The sequence below is a fragment of the Bradyrhizobium sp. BWC-3-1 genome, from assembly GCF_032917965.1.
GTDB lineage: Bacteria > Pseudomonadota > Alphaproteobacteria > Rhizobiales > Xanthobacteraceae > Bradyrhizobium > Bradyrhizobium canariense_D.
This window is the reverse complement of the sequence record NZ_CP136625.1, coordinates 8,235,731-8,261,581: the sequence shown is the minus strand read 5'-3', so window position 1 is coordinate 8,261,581 and position 25,851 is coordinate 8,235,731. Positions and strand designations below refer to the sequence as shown.

Genomic DNA, 25,851 nt, shown 5'->3' with positions numbered 1-25,851 from the left:
ACGATTCGCCGGCTAGGAGGGCGGCGGTTGCCGCGAAGAGGGACCAATTGCAGGCAGAAGTTGTCGTGAAACTGATTCTGCGCCCTATGGCTAACGGTTGGCTATTTCGCGAGTTCTGTTAGCTGGATCACAGATTTGGCCCCGTATTTGCCGCAGGGTCGTGCGGGGCACCACGAACAAAAGATGACAGAAGTATCTATTGCCAGATTTCTGCAATAGAATACATGAGGTTACTGAAAATGAGCGAAAATAAGCGCTACTTTACTTATGAGTATTTGAAAGATTACTTTGGCTTCCCTGCAGGTGCCCAGCCGTCCGAGAGCATCGACCGCTTGGTGATGCGAAATCACACAAGCAATAGGTGGTTTCGCTAAGGACTTGGTAATGATATGCAAGTTTAGGCGAGCGATACTTACTTAGATTTTAACTCCTTTTTTGGTGCCCGGATTGAATTACGCTGGCAAATTTGACGCCGCGATTTCCTTGGACGGCTTGGGTTCCCGATCGCCCGCCGATGGCCATGTCGATTCCTTTACTGCGAAGGCACACGGCCACGTGCCCGATGGCGCATTCGTGGTTCCCGACCCGAACCTGATCTTCAACGGCGATTTCAAGCGCGCCGGTCTCGATCTCGTGCTGTCCCATGATGGGCACGATTTCGTCGTTCACGATTATTTCAGGGGCGACAAGCGCGCGGCGATCGCCTCGCCCGACGGCGCGCACCTCACCGGCGACGTCGTCAACGCACTCACCGGCCATGTGCAATACGCGCAGGCCGCCTCAGGCATTGCCGCCGCGCAGGTCATCGGCCACGTCACCAAGCTCTCCGGCAGCGCGACCGCGGTCCGTAACGGCGTCTCCGTCATCCTGAACAATGGCGACAACGTCGAGAAGGGCGACGTGGTCTCGACCGGCGGCGACTCGACGCTCGGCATTACGTTCATCGACGGCACGGTGTTCGGCCTGTCCTCCAATGCGCGGATGGTGCTGAACGATATGGTCTACGACCCCAACGGGTCGAACAATTCCTCTCTGCTCAGTCTGGTCGCAGGCACCATCACTTTCGTTGCCGGTGAGACCGCTAAGCACGGCGACATGAAGGTCGACACGCCGGTCGCCACCATGGGCATCCGCGGTACGGCGGTGCTGAGCCAGATCAACTTCGTCGTTCCCGCTGGCGGCGGCGATCCGCAGCCGCAGGCAAGCTTCCAGGTGCTGGTCGAGCCGAACGGCACGACGGGCTCCTACATCCTGTTCGACAAGGTCACGCTGCTGCCGATCGCGACGGTCAACCAGGCCGGCCAGATGATCCAGATCAGCGGCGGCAACGTCTCGATCTCCAATGCGCTGATGTCGCCGGACATCCAGAAGCTGATCACGGACGTGTTCACGCTGAAGTTCACGGACAACAACAGCAACACCAAGCTGACCCAGAACTTCACCGACTCGATCACGCAGACCGGCAACATTGTCTTCATCAAGACGGATACCGGTGCCACCGCGACCGCGACCTTTACGCATCTCCCTGAGCCGGCATCGCAGGGGACCGGCCATAATCCGTCGACCAGCACCCGCATTCCCGGCCCGCCCGTTCGTCAAAGCCTCGATCTCAACGGCAATGTGAAGACGGCGTTCGAGATGATCGAGCGCGCGGGCACGACCGGCGACACAACTCATTACGATACCATCTCCGGTCGCATCACCTTCGTCGATCAAAACCTGGCCGATCTGCCGACGGTGAGCATAGACCTCGGCGATGCGCCGAACTTTGTCTACAAGAACGCCGGCCAGCAGGATGTCACCGGCGCGCTCTCTGCACTCCAGAAGCAGGACATCGCGGCAACGCAGATCCAGCTCAGCGTGGCCGCAGCCGCCGGTAACAACAACAACGGCTCGGCGGTCTGGACCTACACGATTCCCGACCACGTCTTCGACTTCCTCGCGGCGGGCGAAACGTTGACGCTGACCTACAAGGTCCGCGTCAACAATAATTTCTCGGTCAATCCCGAAACGTCGACCATCGACATCACCATCACGATCACCGGCACCAACGACAAGCCGGTGATCACCACCAGCGTTCCGACCATCATCTTCGAAGGCGGCACCAGCGTGCCGGGTGGCCCGCTCACCAGCGATGTTCCCACGTCGGGCACGCTGAGCTTCGACGACGTCGATCTCACCGACAAGCATACGGTGTCGGTGGCGTTGACCAGCGCGACCCTGCCTGACGGCACCGTTCCGCCGGGGCCGCTTGCGGCGTTCCAGAGCGCGATGTCGGTCGCGATCGCGGCGGGCGCCGATAGCACCGGAGACGGCACCGGCACCATCAACTGGTCGCTGGCTGACCTGCCGGTCTATCTCGCCGACTTCATCCCCAAGGGTGAGGTGCTGACGCTGGTTTACACCGTAACGCTCAAGGACGCGCAAGGCGCCACCTCGCAGCAGACCATCACCGTCACGATCACCGGCACCGACGCTCCCGCCGTGGTGTGGATCGCGACCGATAAGCCCGGTGCTCCCTCCGGCGGCTTCTGGAAGGATGCGGCCAACTGGGCAACCGGCACGGTCCCGACCATCAATGACGACGTCATCGTCATCACCGACCAGCTGCATGGGCTGACGCCGTCCTATCCGGTGACGATCGACACGGCAGCCTACGCCAAGTCGATCACGATGAACGACTACGACACCGCGGTCGGCCACAAGGCGCCGGAAGTCATCAACAAGAGTGCGTTGACGATTGCGGGCGAGATCAGCCTCAAGGCCGATTCGAAGCTCACCAATTTCACGGCAAGCACGATCTCGGTTGGTGGCAAGGCTGAGTTCCTGGACAGCAGCGTCCTCACCAATGCCGGCTACCTGACGCTCAAGGGCGGCGGCGATTTCGCCAACGGCACCACAATCACCAATTCCGGCACGATCGAGCTGTTCGGCGGCACGCTGAAGACGCTCGCCGGAATTAACAATGCCGGCGGCACGCTGAAGGCCGATGCCGGCACGACGCTGATCGTCGACACCGCCACCATCAGCGGCGGCACGGTCACCATCGCCGGCACGCTGGAACTCGACGGCAGCAGCGTCCTCAAGAACGGCACGCTGAACAATTCAGGGGCGGTCAACATCAAGGGCACGGCGGATTTCGCCCACGAGACCGTCGCAAACACATCCGGCGGCACGATCAAGGTGCTGGCGAATGGCTGGCTGACGATCGACCAGGGCTCCGGCGTCGCCAACACCGGCAACGTCACGGTGGACGCCACCGGCAAGCTGACGGTCAACGGCGCCACGATCAATGGTGCCGGCACGGTCATCAGCAATGGCGAGATCGATCTGACCGGCGGCGCGGTTCTGAGCGGCGGCATCCTGAACAACAATGCGGCCTTCAAGGTCAGCGGCACCGGTAATGCGCTCGACCATGAGACGATCACGAATGCGAGCACCGGCACGATCGAGGTGCTGGCGAACGGCACGCTGACGATCGACCAGGGCTCGACTGTCGCGAATGCCGGCAACGTCACGATCGATTCCGCTGGCAAGCTGACAGTTAACGGCGCCACGATCAGCGGTACCGGGACTGTCACGGGCAATGGCGAGATCGATTTGACCGGCGCTGCGGTGCTGAGCGGCGGCATCCTGAACAACAACGCGGCCTTCAAGGTCAGCGGCACGGGTAACGCGCTAGACCATGGAACAATCACGAACGCGAGCACCGGTACGATCGAAGTGCTGGCGAACGGTGCGCTGACGATCGACCAGGGCTCGACGGTTGCGAATGCCGGTAACGTCACGGTCGATGCCAACGGCAAGCTGACGGTCAACGGGGCGACGATCAACGGCACCGGCACGGTCACCGGCAATGGCGAGATCGATTTGACCGGCGCTGCGGTGCTGAGCGGTGGCATCCTGAACAACAACGCGGCCTTCAAGGTCAGCGGCACCGGCAACGCGCTGGACCACGAGACGGTCACGAACGCGAGCACCGGTACGATCGAAGTGCTGGCGAACGGTGCGCTGACGATCGACCAGGGCTCGACGGTTGCGAATGCCGGTAACGTCACGGTCGATGCCAACGGCAAGCTGACGGTCAACGGGGCGACGATCAACGGCACCGGCACGGTCACCGGCAATGGCGAGATCGATTTGACCGGCGCTGCGGTGCTGAGCGGCGGCATCCTGAACAACAACGCGGCGTTGAAGGTCAGCGGCACCGGCAACGCGCTGGACCACGAGACGATCACGAATGCGAGCACCGGCACGATCGAGGTGCTGACGAATGGCGCGCTGACGATCGACCAGGGCTCGACGGTCGCGAATGCCGGTAACGTCACGGTCGATGCCAACGGCAAGCTGACAGTTAACGGCGCGACGATCAGCGGTGGTACGATCAACGGTCTCGGCACGATCGATGTCACCGGCGCCAGCAAGATCGATCAATCGGCGACGCTGAGCACCACTGCCGTGACGGTCGAGAGCGGCGTCATCCTGACGCTGGATGACGTGATAGTTGCGGGCACCGCAATCGCCAATCATGGCACGGTCAAGGTCGATGCAGGCAGCAAGCTGACATTGAACGGTGCGAGCCTGACAGGCGGCGCGCTCACCGTTTCGGGCACGCTGAATTCGACCGGCACAACTGCGATTACCGACGCCAACATCTCGAACAACTATCTGATCGAGGCAACCCTGGGCGCGTTGACGCTGCTGGCGACGACCTCCGCAAGCTCGATCGCGAATGGCGGCATCCTCAGGGCCAATGGCGCCGAGCTCGACATCAACGGCGAAGCCATCGCAAACACCGGCACGCTGGCGGCGATCAATCATGGGACACTGAAGCTGATCGGGATGACGGTGACCGACACCGGCAGCGGTAGTGTCTCGGTCGAGTCCGGCTCGACACTCGATCTTCAGGGCGCGACCATCGACGGCGGCACGGTGACGATTGCCGGTACGCTGGAATCGACCGGCACCAGCGCCATCGACAATGCCGACATTACCAACACCGGCACGATCACGGTCACCAGCGGTACGCTGACGATTGATCCCGCCACGCTTCACGCCATCACCAATCACAATCTCATTCAGGCGAAGGGCGGCGTGCTCGACGTCTCCGGTGAGGATATCTCCAACACCGCGGCTCTTGAGGCGGTCAACCACGGCACGCTGAAGCTGGCAAATCTCACCGTTAGCAACAGCAGTGCTGGGTCGATCACGGTCGACGGCACCTCGAAGCTCTATCTGACCGACGTTTCGATCAACGGCGGCAGCCTGAGCAATGCCGGCAATCTCTACAGCGCCGGCGTCGATACGGTCACGGGCAGCGTCACCAACACCGGCATCATCGAGGTCCAGAGCGGCATTCTCGACCTTGCGGGCGGCATCGCCGGTTCAGGCAAGGTAATCGTCGATGTTGGCGCGACGCTGGAGTTTTCGGGCGCGACCGGTTCGATCCACATCGTCAATTCCGGCTCCATCGTGGGCGCCGGTGGCAATGCGGCGATCCACATCCAGCAGGATACGACCGGTTCGGTGATCAACAATTCCGGCACCATCGGGCCGCCCGCCGCTTCGAGCGTGACCTCCGCGACCGATGCGATCATCGAGATCGGTGGCAGCCTCACGATCAACAACACCGGCCACATCAACGGCAATATCTCGGTCGCCAGCGCGACCTTCAATAACGAGTCCGGCGGCACCTGGACGGTCGCCGGCACGAGCGTCTTCGGCAATGCGTCGTCGATCGTCAATGACGGTGTCATCGATCTCCTCAACGGCGCCTCGATCTCCCTGGGTGGGCCTGGACTCGTCAATCACAGCCACATCGACAGCTGGGGCACGGCGTCGATCTCGGGCACCATCAGCAATACCGGCAGCATCGAGGTCCATGATGGCGAGCTGTCGCTGTTCGGCTTGCTGACCGGCACGGGCTCGGTCACCGTCGATGCCGGTGCGCTGCTGAAGCTCGAAGGCACGGTCGCGCAGACGATCAACCTCGCGGGCGACGGCGCCGCGGTTGAGATCGATACGGATACGTTCGGCGGATCGATCGCGGAGCTGTCCGCGAACGACACGATCGACCTGTCGACGATCAAATACGGGCTCGGCACCAGCGCGGTCTATGTTGCAAACTCCAATCCCGCGACCGGCGGCGTGCTGACGGTGACCGATGCGGACGGCAATCACATCAGCCTGAACCTGGCCGGCGCCGACTACAGCAATGCCCATTTCGCCGGGAGCGACGACGGCACTGGCCACACGCTGATCACGATGACCGATGACCACGCCCCGGCCTTCACCGCCGGCGGCGTGCTGGCGGGGGGCGTCTCCGAGCAGGCGGACGCCACCGGCGACTTCGCCACCTCCGATACCTCAACGCCTGCGACCGGCGCGATTGACTTCACCGACATCGACCTGACCGACCTGCCGTCGGCACAGATCACCGGCCAGGACGTGACCTCGCTTGGCGCCGATCACAGCACTAACCTCACCTCGTCGCTCTCGCTTGACGAGATCGCGGCGCTCAAGAGCGGGCTGACGCTTCTGCCGCAGGCCGGGCTGAACAATGGCATCGTCACCTGGAGCTATTCGATCGCCGACGGCGCGCTGGACTTCCTCGCCAAGGACCAGACCGCGAAGGTGGTTTCTACCATCACGAGCACGGACGATTACGGCGAGACCGCCACAACCGACGTCACGGTCACGATCACAGGCAAGAACGACGCGCCGACCTTGGCCGCGGTCACTACGGATCCGCTCGTCGATACCTCCGCCGCCGACAGCTTCTCGGACGTCACGGGAACGCTGGTCGGAACCGACGCCGACCATGGCGAGACGGCGGGGCTGACCTATGCCGTTCTGAACGCGGATAGTCATGGGACGACGGCTGGCCTGTACGGCTCGCTGACGGTCAACGCGAACGGCACCTACACCTACGTTCCCGATGCGGCTTCGATCAACGCGCTTTCGGAAGGCCCTTGTTCGGACGTCTTCACGATTCAGACCACGGACGCGCAAGGTGCTGTCGGCACGGCATCATTCACGGCTGCCGTAACAGGCGCCAACGACGCTCCGGTGTTGACCGATGGTAGCATCGGGCAGCTCACCGATACGTGCGCAGCGGATAATTTCTCTGACCTCACCGGACAGGTGGTCGGGACCGATGCCGACTCCGGCGATACGCTGACCTACACCTTGCTGAACGCAGATCACCAGGCAGTCGGAGAGGTCACGGGTCACTATGGCGCGCTGGCGCTCAACACGAACGGCACCTACACCTACGTTCCCGATGCGGCTTCGATTAACGCGCTGCCGGGCTGCTTGCACTATTCCGACAGTTTCACGGTCCAGGTCACGGATGCACATGGCGCCGCCTCCACGGCGATATACACGGTGGACCTGGCGGGCGCCAACGACGTGCCAACGCTGTCCGCTCTCAACCTCGGCAAGCTTACGGACACGGCGGCGACCGACACCTTCTCCAATCTCACCGGAAATCTCGCGGGCACCGACGCCGATGCCGACGAGACGGTGACGCTGACCTATTCTGTCCAGAATGCGGATAGTTGCGGGACGGCTCCAGGACACTACGGCGCGCTGACGGTCCACTCTGACGGCAGCTACACCTACGTTCCCGAAGCGGCTGCGATCAACGCGTTGCAAGAAGGGCCCTTCGCGGATACGTTTACGGTCCAGACGACGGACGCGCATGGCGCGACCGGCACTGCGATACTCACGGTGGACGTGGACGGCGCGAACGATGCGCCGGTAATGGACGTCAACCAGATCAGCCTCACGCATGACGGCGCTCAAGTCACTGTGCACGGTATCTCGGCCACCGACTCCGATGCGGCTGCCAATGAAACCTTCACGCTCGTTGCCTCCGGCTCGGGTAGCAATTTGAGTCCGGCGTCGACGTCAGATACCTTGGCGCATATCAATTCCGCGCTGCAGACCGTGACCTACACTGATGCAAGTGAAGGTGCGGCCATACAGACGGTCACGCTCACCGTGGCCGACAGTCACAACGCAAGCAATACGGTTAGCCTGCTCTTTGGCACGGCCGGGCAAGATGACTTCATCGGGACAGGCCATCAGGACCAGTTCGTGTTCGCCGCCAGTTCCAACAACGATACGATCACCAATTTCACGCCCGGTCAGGACCATATCGACTTGTCGGCAGTCGTGACCGCCAGCGATTTTGGGGCATGGATGGCGCAGCACGTGGCGGCTTCGCCGACCAACTCCGCTGACACCCTGATCACGATCAACGCTTCGGACACCATCCTTCTGAAGGGTGTCGCCCACCTCCAGGCGAGCGACTTCATCGTCCATGCCTGATTGCTGCATGATGGGCCGCGATCGTCGGCAGGCCCGATCCACGCTGCCGTTCACCGCCAAAGCGTGATATCCAGCCACCATGAAACGTCTCAAGATCCTGCGGCGGTGGTTTGCGCGCAAGTTCGGGTTTGCGCGGCTGATGTGCCTTGCGCTGCTGGTCGTATTTGCCGGCGCTCGGCTCTGGGATCCGCCTCCGATCCAGGAACTGCGGCTGCGCACCTTCGACATGTTTCAATTGATCGATCCGCGCCACAAGACGGCGCGGCCGGTCACCATCGTCGACATCGACGACAAGAGCCTCGCCAAGCTCGGCCAGTGGCCGTGGCCGCGGACGCGGATCGCCGACATGATCCAGAACCTCACCAATCACGGCGCGGTGGCGATCGGCTTCGACGTCGTGTTCTCGGAGGCCGACCGGCTCAACCCGGATCTGGTCGCGAGCCAGATGCGCTACCTGGACGACGCCACCCGCGCCAAGCTGCGCGAGCTGCCGAGCAACGACCAGATCCTCTCCGAAGCGATCAAGCGCTCGCGCGTGATCCTGGGCGAGACCGGGCAGCGGGCGATTTCGTCCGAGGTCGACAAGTCGCTGCCCTTCACTGGCGTCGCAACGGTCGGCGAGGAGGGCGCTGAGCGCTTCCTGTTCGAATTTCCCGGGCTGTTGCGCAACGTGCCCGAGATCGAGAAGGTCGCGGCCGGCCGCGGCCTGTTCTCGATCAAGACCGAGCGCGACGGCCTGATCCGGCGCGTGCCAATGATCATGCGCGCCCAAGGCATGGTCATGCCCTCGCTCAGCCTCGAGATTTTGCGTGTCGTCACGGGCACGCCGACCTTGCTGGTTCGGACCGACAAGACCGGCGTGCGGGCCGTGCGTCTCAAGGGCGTGGAGATCCCAACCGACAGGAACGGTCAGCTCTGGGTGCATTACGCTCGCCAGGATCCCTCGATCTACGTCTCGGCCGCCGACGTGCTCGACAATACGGTGCCGCCTAACAAGATCGCCGGCAAGCTGGTGCTGATCGGCACCTCGGCGGTTGGGCTCAACGACATCAAGACCACGCCGGTGTCCTCGACCATGCCCGGCGTCGAGATCCACGCCCAGGTGCTGGAGAGCGTGCTGAGCGGCGCGGTGATCTCCCAGCCGAACTATGCGCTCGGCGTCGAGCTGCTCGCCGCGCTCGTCATCGGCTTGCTCGTCATCATCTTCACGCCGAACCTCGGACCAGTTCGCCTCGTGCTTGCCGGCGCGACCTTCGCCGCTATCCTGATCGGAGTGTCCTGGTTCTTCTATGCGCAGCACCGCTATCTCATCGACTTCACTTATCCGCTGCTCTCGACCACCGCGATCTATCTGACGCTAATCTTCGCCAGCTTCGTGCGCGAGCAGCGCCAGCGCGTGCAGATCCGCGGCATGTTCGCGCAATACATGTCGCCGGTGCTGGTCGAGCAACTCGCGCAGTCACCGGAAAAACTCGTCCTCGGCGGCGAGGAGCGCGAAATGACGATCATGTTCTCCGACGTGCGCGGCTTCACCACCATATCGGAAACCTACAAGCACGATCCGCAGGGCCTGATCGCGCTGATGAACCGCTTCCTGACTCCGCTGACCGACGTGATCATCGATCAGAAGGGCTATATCGACAAATATATGGGCGACGCCATCATGGCGTTCTGGAATGCGCCGCTCGACGATGCCGAGCACGAGGTCAACGCCTGTGAGGCCGCGATCCAGATGTTGGAGAAGATCGACGCGGTCAACAAGGACCGCGAGCAGGAGGCCATTGATGGCGGTCACGTCTACATCCCGCTCAATGTCGGTATCGGTCTCAACACCGGCATCGGCGTCGTCGGCAACATGGGCTCCGACCTGAAGAAGAACTATTCGGTGCTCGGCGACAGCGTCAACCTGGCCTCGCGCCTGGAAGGCCAGTCGAAGGAATACGGCTTTCCCATTATCGTTGGCTCGCGCACCGCGCTCGCGGCCAAGGACAAGTTCGCGATCCTCGAACTCGACTTCATCATGGTCAAGGGCAAGACCGAGCCGGAGGTGATCTATGCCATCGCCGGCCGCGAGGATGTGATGCTTTCAGGCGCCTTCCAGCGGCTGCGCAACGTCACCATCGAAATGCTCGCCTGCTATCGCAGCCGCGACTGGCAGGGCGCGCTGGACGCGATCGACCGCGGCCGCAGGAGCGAGGATGCCGACACGCTGGAAAAGCTGTTCAAGCTCTATGAAGTGCGCATCAAGGAATTCCAGGTCAATCCACCGCCGGAAGGTTGGACCGGGGCCTATGCGCTGCTGACGAAATAAGGGAGGCGCTTGCTAGCGGCTAAACCCTCGGTGTCGTCCCGGCGCAGGCCGGGACCCATACTCCGCAGCAGAAGCTGTACGCCAGATCGGAGTTGGCTGTCGTTGCCGAATTCAACTCGGTGGTTATGGGTCCCGGCTACGCCGGGACGACAGCGGTGTTCGACGCCGCAGGCCGTCGCCTTAATAAGAGGTGTCGTCCTGGCTTTCGCCAGGACGACAGTGGTGTTTGCGGAAGCGGGGTGCCGACCTTGAGCCTCACTCCGCCCCGATCGTCGTGAGATCCTGGAACCAGTGCTGCGCCTGCACGAACTGCTTGACCTTGGGCGACAGCGCATGCGGGTTGGTGTCGTGCACCACCCATACCAGCGTGGCGTCGTCGACGATCAGCGCGTGCGCCTGCGCCAGCAGCTCATCCTGCTTGGCGCTGTCGAAGGTCTGCTTGGCCTCGTCGATCAGCGCGTCGACCTTCGGGTTTTTGTAGCCGCCCCAGTTGACGCCGACCGGCGCGATCTGGCTCGAATGGAAGAAGCGGACGATGGCGTAGAGCGGGTCAGAGGTGACATAGGCGATGTTGTTGGCGGTGATGCCGGCGTTCATCTCGTCGGCCGCGCCCTTGCGCCAATGCGTATAGAGTGTCTCGAGCTCGACGACCTTGAAATCGATGTCGATGCCGATCTCCTTGAAGCTCTGCTGCAAAAATTCGTTCATCGGCAGCGACAGCATCTGGCCGGTGCCGCCCTGTGCGATGATGAAGGTCGCTTTCAGCGGCTTCGCCTTGGAGTAGCCGGCTTCCTCGACCAGCTTCTTGGCGGCTGCGACATCGTATTTCAGCTCGAAGCTCGGCTTGCCGAACCAGGGGCTCGACGGATCGACCTGTCCCTTGGCGGGTTTCGCAAGGCCATTCATCAGGCCCACCACGGCTTCACGATCGATCGCGAGGTTCAGCGCCTTGCGCAGGCGGATGTCGGTCCAGGGCGAACCCGGCAGCACGCTCAGATGATAATTCCAGACATGCGGCGTAACGTTGTCGACGAGCTTCATGCCGGCGGCCTTGAGCTGCGGCACGGCATCCGGCGCCGGCGTCTCGATCAGATCGACCTGCCCGGCCAGCAGCGCATTGGTGCGCGTCAGCGCTTCCGGCATCGGCACCAGCACGAGCTTGTCGACCTTGGGAATACGCTTCTTGTTCCAATAATCCGGATTCTTCGTGAGCTCGGCGAGTTCGCGCGGCACCAGTTTTGTCAGTTTGAACGGGCCGGTCCCCGAAGGCTGGCTCGCGAACTTGTCCCAGTCCTTACCGAGCTTCTCGTATTGCGCCGGGCTGGAGACCAGGAACCACAGCATCTGATAGGGAAAGAAGGAATCGACCGTCTTGGTGGTGATCTCCACCGTGAAGTCGTCGATCTTGGCGTAGCTCGCGACCGAAGGCAGGCGGGTCTTGACCTGCGCACTCTGGCGCTTGTCGAATTGCGGCGCCTTGTCATTGAGCACCTTGTCCAGATTCCAGATCACGGCGTCGGCATCGAACTCGCTGCCATCGTGAAACTTCACGCCCTTGCGCAAGGTGAAGCGCCATTTGGTCTTGTTCTCGGCATCGACCCTCCACTCGGTGGCCAATCCGGGCACCAGCTTTCCCGGCCGGTCGGCGACGTCCATCTCCCACGCCACGAGCGGATCGTAGATGGTGTAGGCCGTGAACTGATAGGCGCCCGCGCCGCGATCGGGCTGGCCGGTCGTCAGCGGGATGTCCGCCATCGAGATGCCGTAGCGTAGCACCGTTTCGGCGCCCGCCGGAATCGCGGACAACGCCAGTGCAAGCACGGCGAAACAGGTCGATAGTCGGATACGCATGGGCCAAAGCTCCAAGGAAGACTTCAAGGACAATCGGAGCCAAACCTGCAATCTTGATGCCAGAATAGGCAGCGAGGTGCTTTCGCCGACGTGTCATCACAAGGACTTGTCGTCGCAGGGGCAATTTGCAGAATAAGTTTCCCCATTGGCATAGGCATTGCATACGATTGCATCAAAATTAGTCATCGAAGCCGGAAAAGGATTGAGTCAATGTTGATCAAGAAAAACAAGACCCGCGCGGCGCTGATCGCGTTGCTGGCGCTCAGTAGCGCGGCTGCGTGGCCGCGCGCGGCCACTGCCGAAACCGTGCTGCGCATCGCCATGACGGCTGCCGATATTCCGCGCACGCTGGGCCAGCCCGATCAGGGCTTTGAAGGCAACCGCTTCACCGGCCTCACCATGTATGACGCGCTCACCGGCTGGGACCTTTCCTCGGCCGACAAGGCGAGCGTGGTGATCCCCGGCCTTGCTACCGAGTGGAAGGTCGACGATGCCGACAAGACCAAATGGACTTTCAAGCTGCGGCCGGGCGTCACCTTCCATGACGGCTCGCCGTTCAATGCGGACGCCGTGGTGTGGAATGTCGAGAAGGTGCTGAAGCAGGACGCGCCGCAATTCGACGCCAGCCAGGTCGGTGTCACGGCCTCGCGCATGCCGACGCTGGCATCAGCGAAGAAGGTCGACGACATGACGGTCGAGCTCACCACCAAGGAGCCCGACAGCTTCCTGCCGATCAACCTCACCAATCTCTTCATGGCGAGCCCGGCGAAGTGGCAGGCCTTCTACGACAAGGCGGAGGGCGCCGACGCCAAGGCCAAGTCGCAGGCCGCATGGACCGCGTTTGCCAAGGACGCCGCGGGCACCGGCCCGTGGAAGATGGCGGGCTTCACCCCGCGCGAGCGGCTGGAGCTGGTCAAGAATGCGAGCTACTGGAACAAGGACCGCGTGCCCAAGGTCGACAAGATGGTGCTGTTGCCGATGCCGGAGGCCAACGCGCGCACCGCGGCGCTGCTTTCCGGGCAGGTCGATTGGGTCGAGGCGCCGGCGCCGGACGCGTTGCCCGAGCTCAAGCAGCGCGGCTTCAAGCTCTACGCCAACGAGCAGCCGCACGTCTGGCCGTGGCAGTTCTCGCGCGTCGAGGGCTCGCCCTGGAACGACATCCGCGTGCGCAAGGCCGCGAACCTCTGCGTCGATCGCGAAGGCCTCAAGGACGGCCTGCTCGCGGGGCTGATGGTGCCCGCGACCGGCACGTTCGAGGTCGGCCATCCCTGGCGCGGCAGACCGACCTTCGAGATCAAGTACGACAAGGCTGCTGCACAGAAGCTGATGCAGGAGGCCGGATTCGGCCCGAACAAGAAGCTGACGGTGAAGACCCAGACGTCTGCGTCCGGCTCGGGCCAGATGCAGCCGTTGCCGATGAACGAATATATCCAGCAGGCGCTGGCCGAATGCTATTTCGACGTGCAGCTCGATGTCATCGAGTGGAATACGCTGTTCACCAACTGGCGCCGCGGCGCCAAGGATCCCAGTGCCAACGGCTCGAACGCGACCAACGTCACCTATGCGGCGATGGACCCGTTCTTCGCGCTGGTGCGCTTCCTGCAATCGGGCATGGCGCCGCCGGTCTCGAACAATTGGGGTTTCATCAACAATCCCAAATTCGACGAGCTGGTGAAGAAGGCGCGGCAGACCTTCGATCCCGCCGCGCGTGACGCCGCGCTCGCCGAACTGCACGCGGCCTCCGTCGATGACGCGGCCTTCCTCTATGTCGCCCACGACGTCGGTCCCCGCGCCATCAGCCCGAAGGTGACAGGCGTCGTGCAGCCAAAGAGCTGGTTCATCGACTTCTCACTGGTGTCGATGCAATAGTTCGCGCCTCATACGCAGTGCACCCTCTCCCCTTGCGGGAGAGGGTGGCTTCGCGCAAGCGAAGCCGGGTGAGGGATCTCTTTCCGCGGATGACCCTCTCTCTTTTTCGTTAACACTGCATCCGGGGTTAGAGCCCTCATCCGGCGCTTTGCGCCACCTTCTCCCACAAGGGGAGAAGGGAAGAAAAGAAACAACGTGCTCGCCTATATCGCCAGACGCATCGTCTACGTCATCCCGATCGTCATCAGCGTCGCGCTGGTGTGTTTTCTGCTCGTGCACATCACGCCGGGCGATCCGCTCGTCGCGGTGCTCCCCGCAGACGCCTCGCAGGAGCTCGCCGCGCAGCTCCGGACAGCCTATGGTTTCGACCGCCCGCTGCCGGTGCAGTTCGGGCTTTGGCTGCTCCGCGCGCTTCATGGCGATCTCGGCAATTCCATCGCCACGGGCCGCCCGGTGCTCGCCGAGGTCATGCGCGCGGTCAGCAACACGGTCACGCTGGCGATTGCGGCGGCGATCATCGGCTTCACCATGGGCATCCTGCTCGGCCTGATCGCCGGCTATTTCCGCGAGACCTGGATCGACAAGCTGGCGACCTCCTTTGCCATCGCCGGCGTTTCGGTGCCGCATTACTGGCTTGGCATGGTGCTCGTCATCATCTTCTCGGTCCAGCTGAACTGGCTGCCCGCTGTCGGCGCCGGACCCGGCGGCTCGGCCGCCTGGGCCTGGGACTGGGCGCATTTGCAATATCTCGTGCTGCCAGCGATCACGACCTCGGTGATCCCGATGGGCATCGTCACTCGCACGGTGCGCGCGCTGACCGGCGACATTCTCAGCCAGGACTTCGTCGAGGCGCTGCGTGCAAAAGGCCTGCATGAGCGCGGCGTGTTCCGCCACGTCATCAAGAACGCCGCCCCCACCGCGCTCGCGGTGATGGGACTTCAGCTCGGTTACATGCTCGGCGGCTCGATCCTGATCGAGACGGTGTTCTCCTGGCCGGGCTCGGGCTTCCTGCTCAACTCCGCGATTTTCCAGCGCGACCTGCCGCTGCTGCAGGGCACGATCCTGATCCTGGCGCTGTTCTTCGTCTTCCTCAATCTGATGGTCGACATCGCGCAAGCCGCGATCGACCCGCGCATCAAACGGGGCTAGCGATGAGCGAGCTTCCGTTGTCCGTCACCAGCGATACGGCGCTTCAGTCCGCGCCCGCGACCAAGGCGCGCGGCTATTGGGCGACCGTCGGCCGTCGTATCCGGCGTGACAAGGTCAGCATGGTCTGCGCGCTGGTGCTGCTGCTGATCTTCCTCTCCGCGATCGTTGCGCCGTGGCTCGGTCTGGAAGATCCCTACAAGGGCTCGATGATCCGCCGCCTTCGGCACATTGGCACATCCGGCTACCCGCTCGGCACCGACGAACTCGGCCGCGACATGCTGGCGCGGTTGATCTATGGCGGCCGGCTGTCGCTTCTCATCGGCATTTTGCCGGTGATCCTCGCCTTCTGCATCGGCACCTCGCTCGGCCTCGTTGCCGGCTATGTCGGCGGCAAGCTCAACACTGCGATCATGCGCACGATCGACGTGTTCTACGCGTTTCCGTCCGTGCTGCTGGCGATCGCGATCTCGGGCGCGCTGGGCGCGGGCATCCTCAATTCCATCGTGTCGTTGACCGTCGTGTTCGTGCCGCAGATCACCCGCGTCGCCGAAAGCGTCACGACGGGCGTGCGCAACATGGACTTCGTCGACGCCGCGCGCGCCTCGGGCGCGGGACCGTTCACCATCATGCGCGTTCATATCCTCGGCAATGTGCTCGGTTCGATCTTCGTCTACGCGACCAGCCTGATCTCGGTCTCGATGATCCTCGCGGCAGGCCTGTCGTTCCTCGGCCTCGGCACCAAACCGCCGGAGCCGGAATGGGGCCTGATGTTGAATACCTTGCGGACCGCGATCTATGTCAACCCCTGGGTCGCCGCGCTCCCCGGTGCAATGATCTTCGCGGTCTCGATCTGCTTCAACCTGCTCTCGGACGGCCTGCGCAGCGCCATGGACATCAGGAACTAGCCATGAGCGAAACCAACCTCTCCGTCGCAATGCTGGAGCCGATCGAAGACCTCGGCGGCGTCGCCCAGCCGCTGCTCCAGGTCAACGGCCTCACCAAGCATTTCCCGGTTCGTGGCGGCCTGTTCGCCGCAAAGCGCACCGTGCGGGCGGTCGATAATGTCTCGTTCACCGTCGCCAAGGGCGAGACCGTCGGCATCGTCGGCGAGTCCGGTTGCGGCAAGTCGACCACCGCGCGGCTGCTCATGCATCTGATGCCGCGCGACACCGGCGACATCATCTATGACGGCATGAGCGTCGGCCAGTCGCTCTCCTTGCGCGAGCTGCGCCGCGGCATGCAGATGGTGTTCCAGGATTCCTACGCTTCGCTCAACCCGCGCCTGACCATCGAGGACTCGATCGCCTTCGGCCCAAAGGTGCACGGCATGGCCGACGGCGCCGCGCGCGCGCTGGCGCGCGAGCTGCTGGGCAAAGTGGGCCTGGTTCCTGCAAACTTTGCCAACCGCTACCCGCATGAGATCTCCGGCGGCCAGCGCCAGCGCGTCAACATCGCGCGTGCGCTGGCCCTGTCGCCGCGGCTGGTGATTCTCGACGAAGCCGTCTCCGCGCTCGACAAGTCGGTCGAGGCGCAGGTGCTCAATTTGCTTGCCGATCTCAAGAGTGAGTTCGGCCTGACCTATCTCTTCATCAGTCACGACCTCAACGTCGTGCGCTATATCAGCGATCGCGTGCTGGTGATGTATCTCGGCGAGGTCGTCGAGCTCGGCCCGGTCGACCAGGTCTGGGACCAACCGGCGCATCCCTATACGCGCGCACTTCTTGCCGCGATGCCGTCCTCGGATCCGGACCGCCGCACCGAGACGCCGCCGATCACGGGCGATCCGCCCAATCCGATCGATCCACCCTCGGGCTGCCGCTTCCACACCCGTTGCCCGTTTGCGGAGCCGCTCTGCGCAAATGCGACACCAAAACTCACCGCGCTCGATAGAATGGGCCACGAGGCCGCGTGCTACATGGCGATCCCGGGTTCAGGCCATAGCCGCGCGCCGAAGGAGGAAACCGCATGAGACCGACGACAAAAGAGATCAAGGCGACGGCACAGGTCGCCGGCGTTCCCGTCGACGACGAGATCGCGACGCGCATCTCCAATTCCATCGGACCGGCCTTCGAGGGCTTTGCGGCCATTGCCGGCACGTTGCCGTTCGATCTCGAGCCCGCGCTTTATCCGATCGCGCAGACTGCCAAGGTCTCGAAATGAGCACCGAGCCCGCATTGATGACGCTCACCGAGGTCGCGCGCGCGATCGCGATGAAGCAGGTGTCCTCGCATGAGGTGACGCGTGCGCTGCTGCATCGCATCGCGCAGTGGCAGCCGCACCTCAACGCCTTCATGTCGATCGAGGCAGAGGCAGCGCTGAAGGCCGCCGATGCCGCCGACGCCGAACTCGCCAAGGGGGAAGTCCGCGGTCCGCTGCACGGTGTGCCGCTCGCGCACAAGGATATGTATTACGACGCAGGTCACGTCGCGACCTGCGGCTCGTTGATCCGCCGCGATTTCGTTCCGACCGTCACCTCCACCGCCTTGCAGCGGCTGAAGGACGCCGGCCAGGTTCGCCTCGGCACGTTGCATCTCGCCGAATTCGCCTATGGCCCGACTGGCCATAACGCCCATTACGGCCCGGTTCGCAATCCCTGGAACGCTGCGCACATCACCGGCGGCTCGTCGTCGGGCTCGGGCTCGGCGGTCGCGGCGCGACTGACCTATGCGGCGCTCGGCTCCGACACCGGCGGCTCGATCCGCATGCCCGCGCATTTCTGCGGCGTCACGGGATTGAAGACCACCGTCGGCCGGGTCAGCCGCGCCGGCGCGATGCCGCTGTCGCAGTCGCTCGACACGGTCGGCCCGCTCGCCCGCACCGCCGAGGATTGCGCGCTGCTGCTGGCGCTGATGGCCGGCCCTGATCCCGAGGATTCGACCTGCAGTCATGAGCCGCTGTCTGACTATGTCGGCGCGACCAAGGGCTCGCTGAAGGGCCTCAAGGTCGGCGTCCCCTCGTCCTTCTATGTCGATGATCTCGACGGCGAGGTCGCGCGCGTGCTGGACGAGACCGTCGCGGTGCTCAAGCGTGAGGGCGCCGACATCGTCACGGTCGAGCTGCCCGACCAGCGGCAATTGTCCTCGGCAAGCCAGCTCGTGCTCGCAGCCGAAGCCGCCGCCTTCCACAAGCGCTGGATGATTGAGCGGCCGCAGGATTATGGTCCGCAGGTGTTGATGCGGCTCCAGAACGGCCTCGCGGTCCCCGCCATCACCTATCTCGAGGCGATGCGCTGGCGCGGACCTGCGCTCGCCGCGCACAACGCTGCCACATCGGGCGTCGACGCGATGATCGCGCCGGCGTCCCCCGTGCCGGCGCCAACGATCGAGGAGAGCGACGTTGGCGGCGGGCCGAATGCGCCGGCGCTGTTGCAGCGGCTGACGCTGTTCACCCGTCCGGTGAATTACCTCGGCCTGCCGTCGCTCACGGTGCCCTCGGGCTTCACCAAAAGCGGTCTTCCGATCGGCATGCAGCTGATCGGCCGCTCGTTCGATGAAGCGACCTTGCTCACCATCGGCGCCGCGTTCCAGCGCGCCACCGACTACCACGAAAGGCTGCCGAAACTTCCGTCATGACAAAGCTCGTCGAGATCTCAGGCCTTAACATCCGCTTCACCGGGGAGCGCACGGTCTATGCCGTGAACGGTCTCAGTCTCTCGCTCGGCGACGGCGAGGTGCTGGGCCTGCTCGGAGAGTCCGGCTCGGGCAAGAGCGTGACCTTGCGCGCGCTGATGCGCCTGTTGCCGAAGAAGCGCACGCAGATCACGGGCAAGGTCAACGTCATGGGCCGCGACGTGCTCGCCATGAACGACGAGCAGCTGTCGTCGTTCCGCGGCCAAACCGTGTCGATGATCTTTCAGGAGCCGGCGCTGGCGCTCGATCCGGTCTACACCATCGGCGCGCAGATCGCCGAAAGCGTGGTGCGTCACGAAGGCAAGTCGTATGCGGAGGGCAGGGCGCGCGCACTCGAAATGCTCGAGGTCGTGCGCATTCCTTCCGCAAAACGGCGGCTCGATGCCTATCCGCATGAGATGTCCGGCGGCATGCGTCAGCGCGCGATGATCGCGCTGGCGCTCGCGTGTCGTCCCAAGATATTGCTCGCGGACGAGCCGACCACGGCGCTCGATGCCACCGTGCAGATCCAGATCCTGCTGCTGTTGCGCGAGCTGCAGCGCGAGTTCGGCATGTCCGTCATCTTCGTCACCCATGACATCGGGGTCGCCATCGAGATCTGCGACCGGGTCGCGGTGATGTATGCCGGCCAGATCGTGGAGCAGGGCACGCTTCGCGACATCGTCCGCTCGCCGGTGCATCCCTACGCCAGGGGCCTGCTCGCCTCGACCGTCCACGGGGCCAAGCGGGGACAGCGGCTCGAGACCATCCCCGGCACCCCGCCGTCGCTGGGCGAGCGGCCGCACAACTGCTCCTTTGCGCCCCGCTGCGCCGCTGCCCAGCCGCGCTGCCTGGAGCAATTGCCTGGGAATGTGGAGGTCGGGCCGGGCCGGGCAGCACGGTGCGTGCTGGCGGAGCCGGTCACCGCGCTGTCATGATATTTGGACCGCCAGCGGGGAACGGGGGAACAGCATTCAGACCTCGTTCATCCCGGTTCCGCTTCCATGGAACCGTTCACGGAGAGGGACCTCATTTATGTACATTTCGAATGAAGGCTTGCTTGTCATCCTGTTCGTCGGCCTCGTCGCTGGTTGGCTGGCCGGCAAGGTGGTGCGCGGAACCGGGTTCGGCATCATCGGCGATATCGTGGTCGGCATCGCCGGCGCGCTGGTGGCAAGCTTCCTGTTTCCGAAGCTCGGCATTCACATCGGCACCGGGCTGATATCGGAGATCATCTATTCCGCCATCGGCGCGGTCATCCTGCTGCTGGTCGTGCGGCTGGTCCGCGGCGGCGGCCGGTTCTAATGGCGCCCGGGTTCAATTGATCGAACTTTTGACCTCTCCCCGCCCGGGGAGAGGTGACATGTCTGCAAGAAAAAGCCGCAAGATCGTGAGATTCCGGACTTGCGTGCAGGGTCGGTCGGGGGTGATGTGGGCCATAGGGGTCCCGGGTGTTCGACTGCGTTGGGCGATGAGCGCAAACGCGATGTTAATCCGGGTCAATTACTCCTGAATTTGCCTTTGAAATCAGGGACTTTGGCCCCTACCCGAAAGAGATCAGACTGATGGCAGCCGTTCCCGGCGTCCGCCGCTCAGAGCTCGGTGATGCGCTGCGCGCCTGTCGCACGGCGTTTGTCGGCGTCGGCTTGATGAGCTGCATGATCAACCTGCTCTATCTGACCGGGTCGATCTTCATGCTGGAGGTCTACGACCGGGTGCTGCCGAGCCGCAGTATTCCGACCCTGGTCGGCCTGATCGTCCTCGCCGGTTTCCTCTACATGGCGCAGGGCGTGCTGGACATGATCCGCAACCGGATCTTGGGCCGGGTCGGTACCGCCCTGGACGAAGCCTTGAACAAGCGGGTGTTCGACACCATCGTGCGCCTGCCGCTGCTGGTTGGCAGCCGCAACGAGGGGCTTCAGCCGCTGCGGGATCTCGACAATGTCCGTTCCTTCCTCGGCGGCATGGGACCGAGCGCGTTCTTCGACCTGCCCTGGCTGCCGCTCTATCTCGCCATCTGCTTCGCCTTCCACGTCATGATCGGCGTCACCGCGCTGGTCGGAGCCGTCATCCTGGTCGGGTTGACGCTGGTCACCGAGTTGATGTCCCGCCAGCCGGCGCGCGAGGCGATGGGGCTCGCCGCCCAGCGCAACGATCTCGCCCAGGCCAGCCGCCGCAATGCCGAAGTCATGGTGTCGATGGGCATGGCCGGCCGGATGAACGCGCGCTGGAGCGAGGCCAACGAAAAATATCTCGACGGCAACCAGCGTGCGAGCGACGTCGCCGGCGGTCTCGGCGCGGTCGCAAAAGTGCTGCGCATGATGCTGCAATCGGCCGTGCTCGCGGTCGGCGCCTATCTCGTCATCCACCAGGAGGCGACCGCCGGCATCATCATCGCCGGCTCGATCCTCTCGGCACGCGCGCTCGCGCCGGTCGACCTCGCGATCGCGCACTGGAAATCCTTTGTCGCGGCACGCCAGAGCTGGCATCGTCTGACCCGCCTTCTCGAGCAGATGCCGGCGCAGACGATGCCGACCCAGTTGCAGGCGCCCACCAGCCGCCTCTCGGTCGAAGGTATCGCCATGGTGCCGCCGGGCGACCAGCGCCTCATCGTGCAAGACATCACCTTTGCGCTCGAAGCCGGCAATGGCCTCGGCGTGATCGGACCGAGCGGCTCCGGCAAGTCGTCGCTGATCCGCGCGCTGGTCGGCGTCTGGCAGCCGGTCCGCGGCAAGGTGCGGCTCGACGGCGCGGCGCTCGACCAGTGGTCGTCGGACATGCTTGGCCGCCACATCGGCTATCTGCCGCAGGACGTCGAATTGTTCGGCGGCACCATCGCGCAGAACATCAGCCGCTTCGATCCCGAGGCCACGTCTGACGGCATCATCGCCGCCGCCAAGGAAGCCGGCGTGCACGAGATGATCATCAAGATGCGCGAGGGCTACAACACCCAGGTCGGCGAGCAGGGCACGGCGCTCTCCGCGGGCCAGGCGCAGCGCGTGGCGCTGGCGCGCGCGCTCTATGGCAACCCCTTCCTGATCGTGCTCGACGAGCCCAATTCCAATCTCGATACCGAAGGCGACGAGGCGCTGACCCGCGCCATCCGCGCGACGCGCGAGCGCGGCGCCATCGTCATCGTAGTGGCGCACCGTCCGATCGGCGTGGAAGCGGTTGACCAGATCCTGGTGCTGCGCGACGGCCGCATGCAGGCCTTCGGGCCGAAGGAACAGGTGCTCGCCCAGGTGCTCCAGCCGCGCGTGACGCCGCCGGCGCCGATCAAGATCGTCAGCGAAGGCGGAGCCAAGGCATGAGCACGATGGCGCTCGGCGGCGCGAAGCCTGCCGCGAAGAGGACCGTACGGCAGTCGATCCGGTTTCACTTGATGCTCGGGCTTGGGATCGTGCTGGTCCTCCTGGTCGGCCTCGGCGGCTGGGCTTCGACGGTGCAGATTTCGGGCGCGCTGATCGCGCCGGGTCAGATCGTCGTCGAGTCCAATGTCAAAAAGGTGCAGCATCCGACCGGCGGCGTGGTCGGCGAGGTGCGTGCGCGCGATGGCGACGTGGTCAAGGCCGGCGACATCGTGGTGCGGCTCGACGACACCGTCACCAAGGCGAATCTCGCCATCGTCACCAAGAATCTCGACGCGGCGCAGGCGCGTGCGGCGCGGCTCCAGGCCGAGCAGCGCGGAATCGACAGGATCGACTACCCGCAAGCGTTGCTCGATCGCGGCAACGATCCCGACGTCAAGGCGCTGCTCTCCGCCGAAACCAAGCTGTTCGACGTCCGCGTCAACGGACGCGCCGGCCAGAAGGCGCAGCTGCGCGAGCGCATCCAGCAGCTCAACGAGGAGATCGAGGGCCTCTCCGCGCAGGAGCGAGCCAAGGACAGGGAAATCTCGCTGGTGCAGCAGGAGCTCGTGGGGGTCCGCGATCTCTATGACAAGCACCTGGTGCAGATCTCCCGTCTGACCACGCTCGAACGCGACAGCGCCCGCCTCAACGGCGAGCGCGCGCAATACATCGCCTCGCGGGCGCAGGCCAAGGGCAAGATCACCGAGACCGAGCTCCAGATCATCCAGGTCGACAAAGACATGGTCAGCGAGGTCTCCAAGGATCTGCGCGAGACCAACGACAAGATCGGCGAAATGATCGAGCGCAAGGTCGCCGCCGAGGACCAGCTTCGCCGCGTCGACATTCGCGCGCCGCAGGACGGCATGGTGCTGCAATCGACCGTGCATACCGTTGGTGGCGTCATCACCGCCGGCGACGCCCTCATGCTGATCGTGCCGCAGGCCGACGATCTCCAGGTCGAAGCCAAGGTCAATCCGGTCGATATCGACAAGCTCCAGATCGGCCAGAAGACGCTGCTGCGCCTGTCCGCCTTCAACCAGCGCACCACGCCGGAGCTCAACGGCGTCGTCAGCCGCGTCTCGCCCGACGTCACCACCGATCAGCGCACCGGCCAGAGCTACTACACCATCCGCGTCTCGCTGTCCGCGGAGGAGGTCGCCAAGCTCGGGGACTCCAGGCTGATCCCCGGCATGCCCGCGGAAGCGTTCGTCCAGACCGGTGATCGCACCATGCTGTCCTACCTGATGAAGCCGCTGCACGACCAGTTCATGCGGGCGTTCCGGGAGAAGTGACGCGCGAAAGCGCGTCATCCCATCCGTCATTGCGAGCGATGACGGCGAGGCGTCATTCTTGCTATAGTTCGATTCAGCCCCAGCAACCCGGCGTCGAACAATGCAATCTCCACCTACCATCGCCACCGAATCCTATTCCGACGCTGGCCTCGCCGTCGCCCGCCTCGAAGAGATCTACGAGCGCAACACGAAGTTCCTGCGTGACCGGTTCGAAGCTTACGTCAACGGCGAGGCAATCACGACGCGGGTGCGGGCCTTCTATCCCTTCGTCCGTATCACCACCGCGACGCATGCGCGGCTGGATTCGCGGCTCGCCTACGGCTTCGTCGCGCGGCCCGGTGTGCACGAGACCAGCGTCACGCGGCCGGATCTGTTCCGGACTTATCTCACAGAGCAGATCGGACTGTTGATCCAGAACCACGGTGTCCCAGTCGAAATCGGCGAGTCCAGCGAACCGATCCCCGTTCACTTCGCCTATCGCCGCGACATCAACATCGAAGCCGCCATCACCACCAGCGAGAACTCGCCGGTGACGCGATCGCTGCGCGATGCGTTTGACGTGCCTGATCTGGCCACCATGGACGATGCCATCGCCGACGGCACTTTCGAGCTCCAGCCCGGCGCGCCCGAACCGCTGTCCCTGTTTCGGGCGGCCCGCGTCGACTACTCGCTGCGCCGGCTCTACCACTACACGGGCACGGATCCAGAGTATTTCCAGAACTTCGTGATCTTCACCAACTACCAGTTCTATGTCGACGCCTTCGCGCAGCTTTGCCAGCAGCGGCTTCAGGCTGGCGAGGCGGGCCTCGATGCCTTCGTCGCTCCAGGCAATGTGATCACGCGCAGCGGCGGCGCGACGACGGGCGTTGCGCCCGCGCGCACGCCGCAGATGCCTGCCTTCCACCTGGCCGCGCCCGGCTATCGTGGTATCACCCTGATCAACATCGGCACCGGTCCGTCGAACGCGCGCAACGTCACCGACCATGTTGCCGTGCTGCGGCCCCATGCCTGGCTGATGCTCGGCCATTGCGCGGGCCTGCGCAACACGCAGCGGCTCGGCGACTACGTGCTCGCCCATGGCTATGTGCGCGAGGACCATGTGCTCGATCGTGAGTTGCCGCTGTGGGTGCCGATCCCGGCGCTCGCGGAGATGCAGGTGGCGCTCGAGGAGGCGGTCGAGGACGTCACCGGGCTCGAAGGATTCGAGCTCAAGCGCCTGATGCGCACCGGCACCGTCGCGAGCGTCGACAACCGCAATTGGGAGATCAGCGGGCCCGATGTCATTCGCCGCTTGTCGCAATCGCGCGCGGTTGCGCTCGACATGGAATCGGCCGCGATTGCCGCCAACGGCTACCGCTTTCGCGTCCCTTACGGCACGCTGCTGTGCGTCTCCGACAAGCCTCTCCACGGCGAGATCAAGCTCGCAGGCATGGCCAGCGAATTCTACCGCCGCCGCGTCGGCCAGCATCTCGAGATCGGCTTAAAGGCGCTGGAACGGCTCAAGCAGCAGGAATCCGAGCGACTGCATTCCCGCAAGCTCCGCAGTTTCGCCGAAGTTGCATTTCAGTAGGCCATGGATTGCCTTTGCTGCTGACAAGCAGCGGGATTTTCGGCATTTTCGGCGCGGGGGTCGACCGGGACGAATTGATGCCACTCATGCGCGACAGGATCATTGGCCATGATCTCGAACGGCTCGCCTTTCGCTTCACCATGCTGAACGACGGCGAGGTCGTGCAGTGCCAGATCAGCGACGCCGCCATGGACGAGCTTGCGGGCATGCAAGGCACCGAAAGCAGCGCGCGGCAGGCCCAGTTCCTGTCGCTGCGCGAGACCATCGAGCGGCTCGCCTCAGACCTCTACGACGAGGCGCCGCGGGTCAGGGGCCATGTGGTGCGGATCTTCACGCGACATTTGCAGCGATAGTGCCGCTCCAGCCTCCGCAATCATGCTCCAGGACAGTTCATCAGTTGGTCAAGATTTGGTCTTGCCGGGCTTACCTTCCCGCCGGCAGCCATTTCGACGAGCGTCAATTCCTCTAAAGCATTCGCTAACCAAGCAACCGTTTCGCGGCAATCTTAAGACCTGCG

Annotated in this window: 15 protein-coding genes; 14 read left to right on the top strand and 1 reads right to left on the bottom strand. The window is 63.8% G+C overall.

All coding sequences use genetic code 11. The features are described 5' to 3' along the window. The first annotated feature begins 447 nt into the window (after positions 1–447). Positions 448–8,334 carry a VCBS domain-containing protein gene (locus RX329_RS39540; RefSeq protein WP_410706265.1) on the top strand — a complete coding sequence of 2,629 codons (7,887 nt, stop codon included), beginning with the start codon at positions 448–450 and terminating at the stop codon, positions 8,332–8,334. Between the two features lie 79 nt (positions 8,335–8,413). Further along, the gene (locus RX329_RS39535; protein WP_018457599.1) at positions 8,414–10,645 is read left to right on the top strand and encodes a CHASE2 domain-containing protein; all 2,232 of its coding nucleotides are present in this window, start codon (positions 8,414–8,416) and stop codon (positions 10,643–10,645) included. Positions 10,646–10,900: 255 nt separating this feature from the next. On the opposite strand, the gene RX329_RS39530 is transcribed toward RX329_RS39535, so the two are convergent. Continuing rightward, positions 10,901–12,496 (bottom strand): ABC transporter substrate-binding protein, encoded by a 1,596-nt coding sequence (locus RX329_RS39530; protein WP_085358025.1) that lies wholly within the window; start codon positions 12,494–12,496, stop codon positions 10,901–10,903. A gap of 210 nt (positions 12,497–12,706) precedes the next feature. Here RX329_RS39530 and RX329_RS39525 point away from each other — a divergent pair, with 210 nt between their 5' ends. The 12 genes from RX329_RS39525 (at position 12,707) to RX329_RS39470 (ending at position 25,687) form a co-directional block, all read left to right on the top strand. Next, positions 12,707–14,365 carry an ABC transporter substrate-binding protein gene (locus RX329_RS39525; protein WP_018457597.1) on the top strand — a complete coding sequence of 553 codons (1,659 nt, stop codon included), beginning with the start codon at positions 12,707–12,709 and terminating at the stop codon, positions 14,363–14,365. Between the two features lie 195 nt (positions 14,366–14,560). After that, positions 14,561–15,514 (top strand): ABC transporter permease, encoded by a 954-nt coding sequence (locus RX329_RS39520; protein WP_085349306.1) that lies wholly within the window; start codon positions 14,561–14,563, stop codon positions 15,512–15,514. 2 nt (positions 15,515–15,516) lie between these two features. Then, a complete protein-coding gene (locus RX329_RS39515; protein ID WP_085358023.1) occupies positions 15,517–16,419 on the top strand; it encodes an ABC transporter permease in 903 nt (300 codons plus the stop codon). Positions 16,420–16,421: 2 nt separating this feature from the next. Next, complete coding sequence (locus tag RX329_RS39510) at positions 16,422–17,483, top strand: ABC transporter ATP-binding protein (protein WP_085383889.1); 1,062 nt, start codon at positions 16,422–16,424, stop codon at positions 17,481–17,483. Continuing rightward, positions 17,480–17,674, top strand: coding sequence for a hypothetical protein (locus RX329_RS39505; protein ID WP_018457593.1), 195 nt, complete (start codon positions 17,480–17,482; stop codon positions 17,672–17,674). The genes RX329_RS39510 and RX329_RS39505 overlap by 4 nt, the downstream gene beginning before the upstream one ends. Further along, positions 17,671–19,086, top strand: coding sequence for an Asp-tRNA(Asn)/Glu-tRNA(Gln) amidotransferase GatCAB subunit A (locus tag RX329_RS39500; protein ID WP_018457592.1), 1,416 nt, complete (start codon positions 17,671–17,673; stop codon positions 19,084–19,086). The genes RX329_RS39505 and RX329_RS39500 overlap by 4 nt, the downstream gene beginning before the upstream one ends. Further along, entirely contained in the window at positions 19,083–20,060 is a 978-nt protein-coding gene (locus RX329_RS39495; RefSeq protein WP_085358021.1) for an ABC transporter ATP-binding protein, read from the top strand. The genes RX329_RS39500 and RX329_RS39495 overlap by 4 nt, the downstream gene beginning before the upstream one ends. Positions 20,061–20,157: 97 nt before the next feature. Beyond that, complete coding sequence (locus tag RX329_RS39490) at positions 20,158–20,427, top strand: GlsB/YeaQ/YmgE family stress response membrane protein (protein ID WP_007605178.1); 270 nt, start codon at positions 20,158–20,160, stop codon at positions 20,425–20,427. 260 nt (positions 20,428–20,687) lie between these two features. Beyond that, positions 20,688–22,433, top strand: a complete 1,746-nt coding sequence (locus tag RX329_RS39485) for a type I secretion system permease/ATPase (protein ID WP_085358019.1) — start codon at positions 20,688–20,690, stop codon at positions 22,431–22,433. Further along, positions 22,430–23,764: an HlyD family type I secretion periplasmic adaptor subunit gene (locus RX329_RS39480; protein WP_085354331.1), complete on the top strand. Its 1,335-nt coding sequence runs from the start codon at positions 22,430–22,432 to the stop codon at positions 23,762–23,764. The genes RX329_RS39485 and RX329_RS39480 overlap by 4 nt, the downstream gene beginning before the upstream one ends. A 100-nt stretch (positions 23,765–23,864) precedes the next feature. Beyond that, positions 23,865–25,334, top strand: a complete 1,470-nt coding sequence (locus tag RX329_RS39475) for an AMP nucleosidase (RefSeq protein WP_085358017.1) — start codon at positions 23,865–23,867, stop codon at positions 25,332–25,334. Positions 25,335–25,411: 77 nt separating this feature from the next. Then, positions 25,412–25,687, top strand: a complete 276-nt coding sequence (locus tag RX329_RS39470) for a DUF1488 family protein (RefSeq protein ID WP_026233404.1) — start codon at positions 25,412–25,414, stop codon at positions 25,685–25,687. Positions 25,688–25,851: the final 164 nt, after the last annotated feature.

Coding starts and splice junctions, on each gene's coding strand:
- RX329_RS39535 (WP_018457599.1), top strand. CDS start 8,414: ATGAAACGTCTCAAGATCCTGCGGCGGTGGTTTGCGCGCAAGTTCGGG.
- RX329_RS39530 (WP_085358025.1), bottom strand. CDS start 12,496: ATGCGTATCCGACTATCGACCTGTTTCGCCGTGCTTGCACTGGCGTTG.
- RX329_RS39525 (WP_018457597.1), top strand. CDS start 12,707: ATGTTGATCAAGAAAAACAAGACCCGCGCGGCGCTGATCGCGTTGCTG.
- RX329_RS39515 (WP_085358023.1), top strand. CDS start 15,517: ATGAGCGAGCTTCCGTTGTCCGTCACCAGCGATACGGCGCTTCAGTCC.
- RX329_RS39510 (WP_085383889.1), top strand. CDS start 16,422: ATGAGCGAAACCAACCTCTCCGTCGCAATGCTGGAGCCGATCGAAGAC.
- RX329_RS39505 (WP_018457593.1), top strand. CDS start 17,480: ATGAGACCGACGACAAAAGAGATCAAGGCGACGGCACAGGTCGCCGGC.
- RX329_RS39500 (WP_018457592.1), top strand. CDS start 17,671: ATGAGCACCGAGCCCGCATTGATGACGCTCACCGAGGTCGCGCGCGCG.
- RX329_RS39495 (WP_085358021.1), top strand. CDS start 19,083: ATGACAAAGCTCGTCGAGATCTCAGGCCTTAACATCCGCTTCACCGGG.
- RX329_RS39490 (WP_007605178.1), top strand. CDS start 20,158: ATGTACATTTCGAATGAAGGCTTGCTTGTCATCCTGTTCGTCGGCCTC.
- RX329_RS39485 (WP_085358019.1), top strand. CDS start 20,688: ATGGCAGCCGTTCCCGGCGTCCGCCGCTCAGAGCTCGGTGATGCGCTG.
- RX329_RS39480 (WP_085354331.1), top strand. CDS start 22,430: ATGAGCACGATGGCGCTCGGCGGCGCGAAGCCTGCCGCGAAGAGGACC.
- RX329_RS39475 (WP_085358017.1), top strand. CDS start 23,865: ATGCAATCTCCACCTACCATCGCCACCGAATCCTATTCCGACGCTGGC.
- RX329_RS39470 (WP_026233404.1), top strand. CDS start 25,412: ATGCCACTCATGCGCGACAGGATCATTGGCCATGATCTCGAACGGCTC.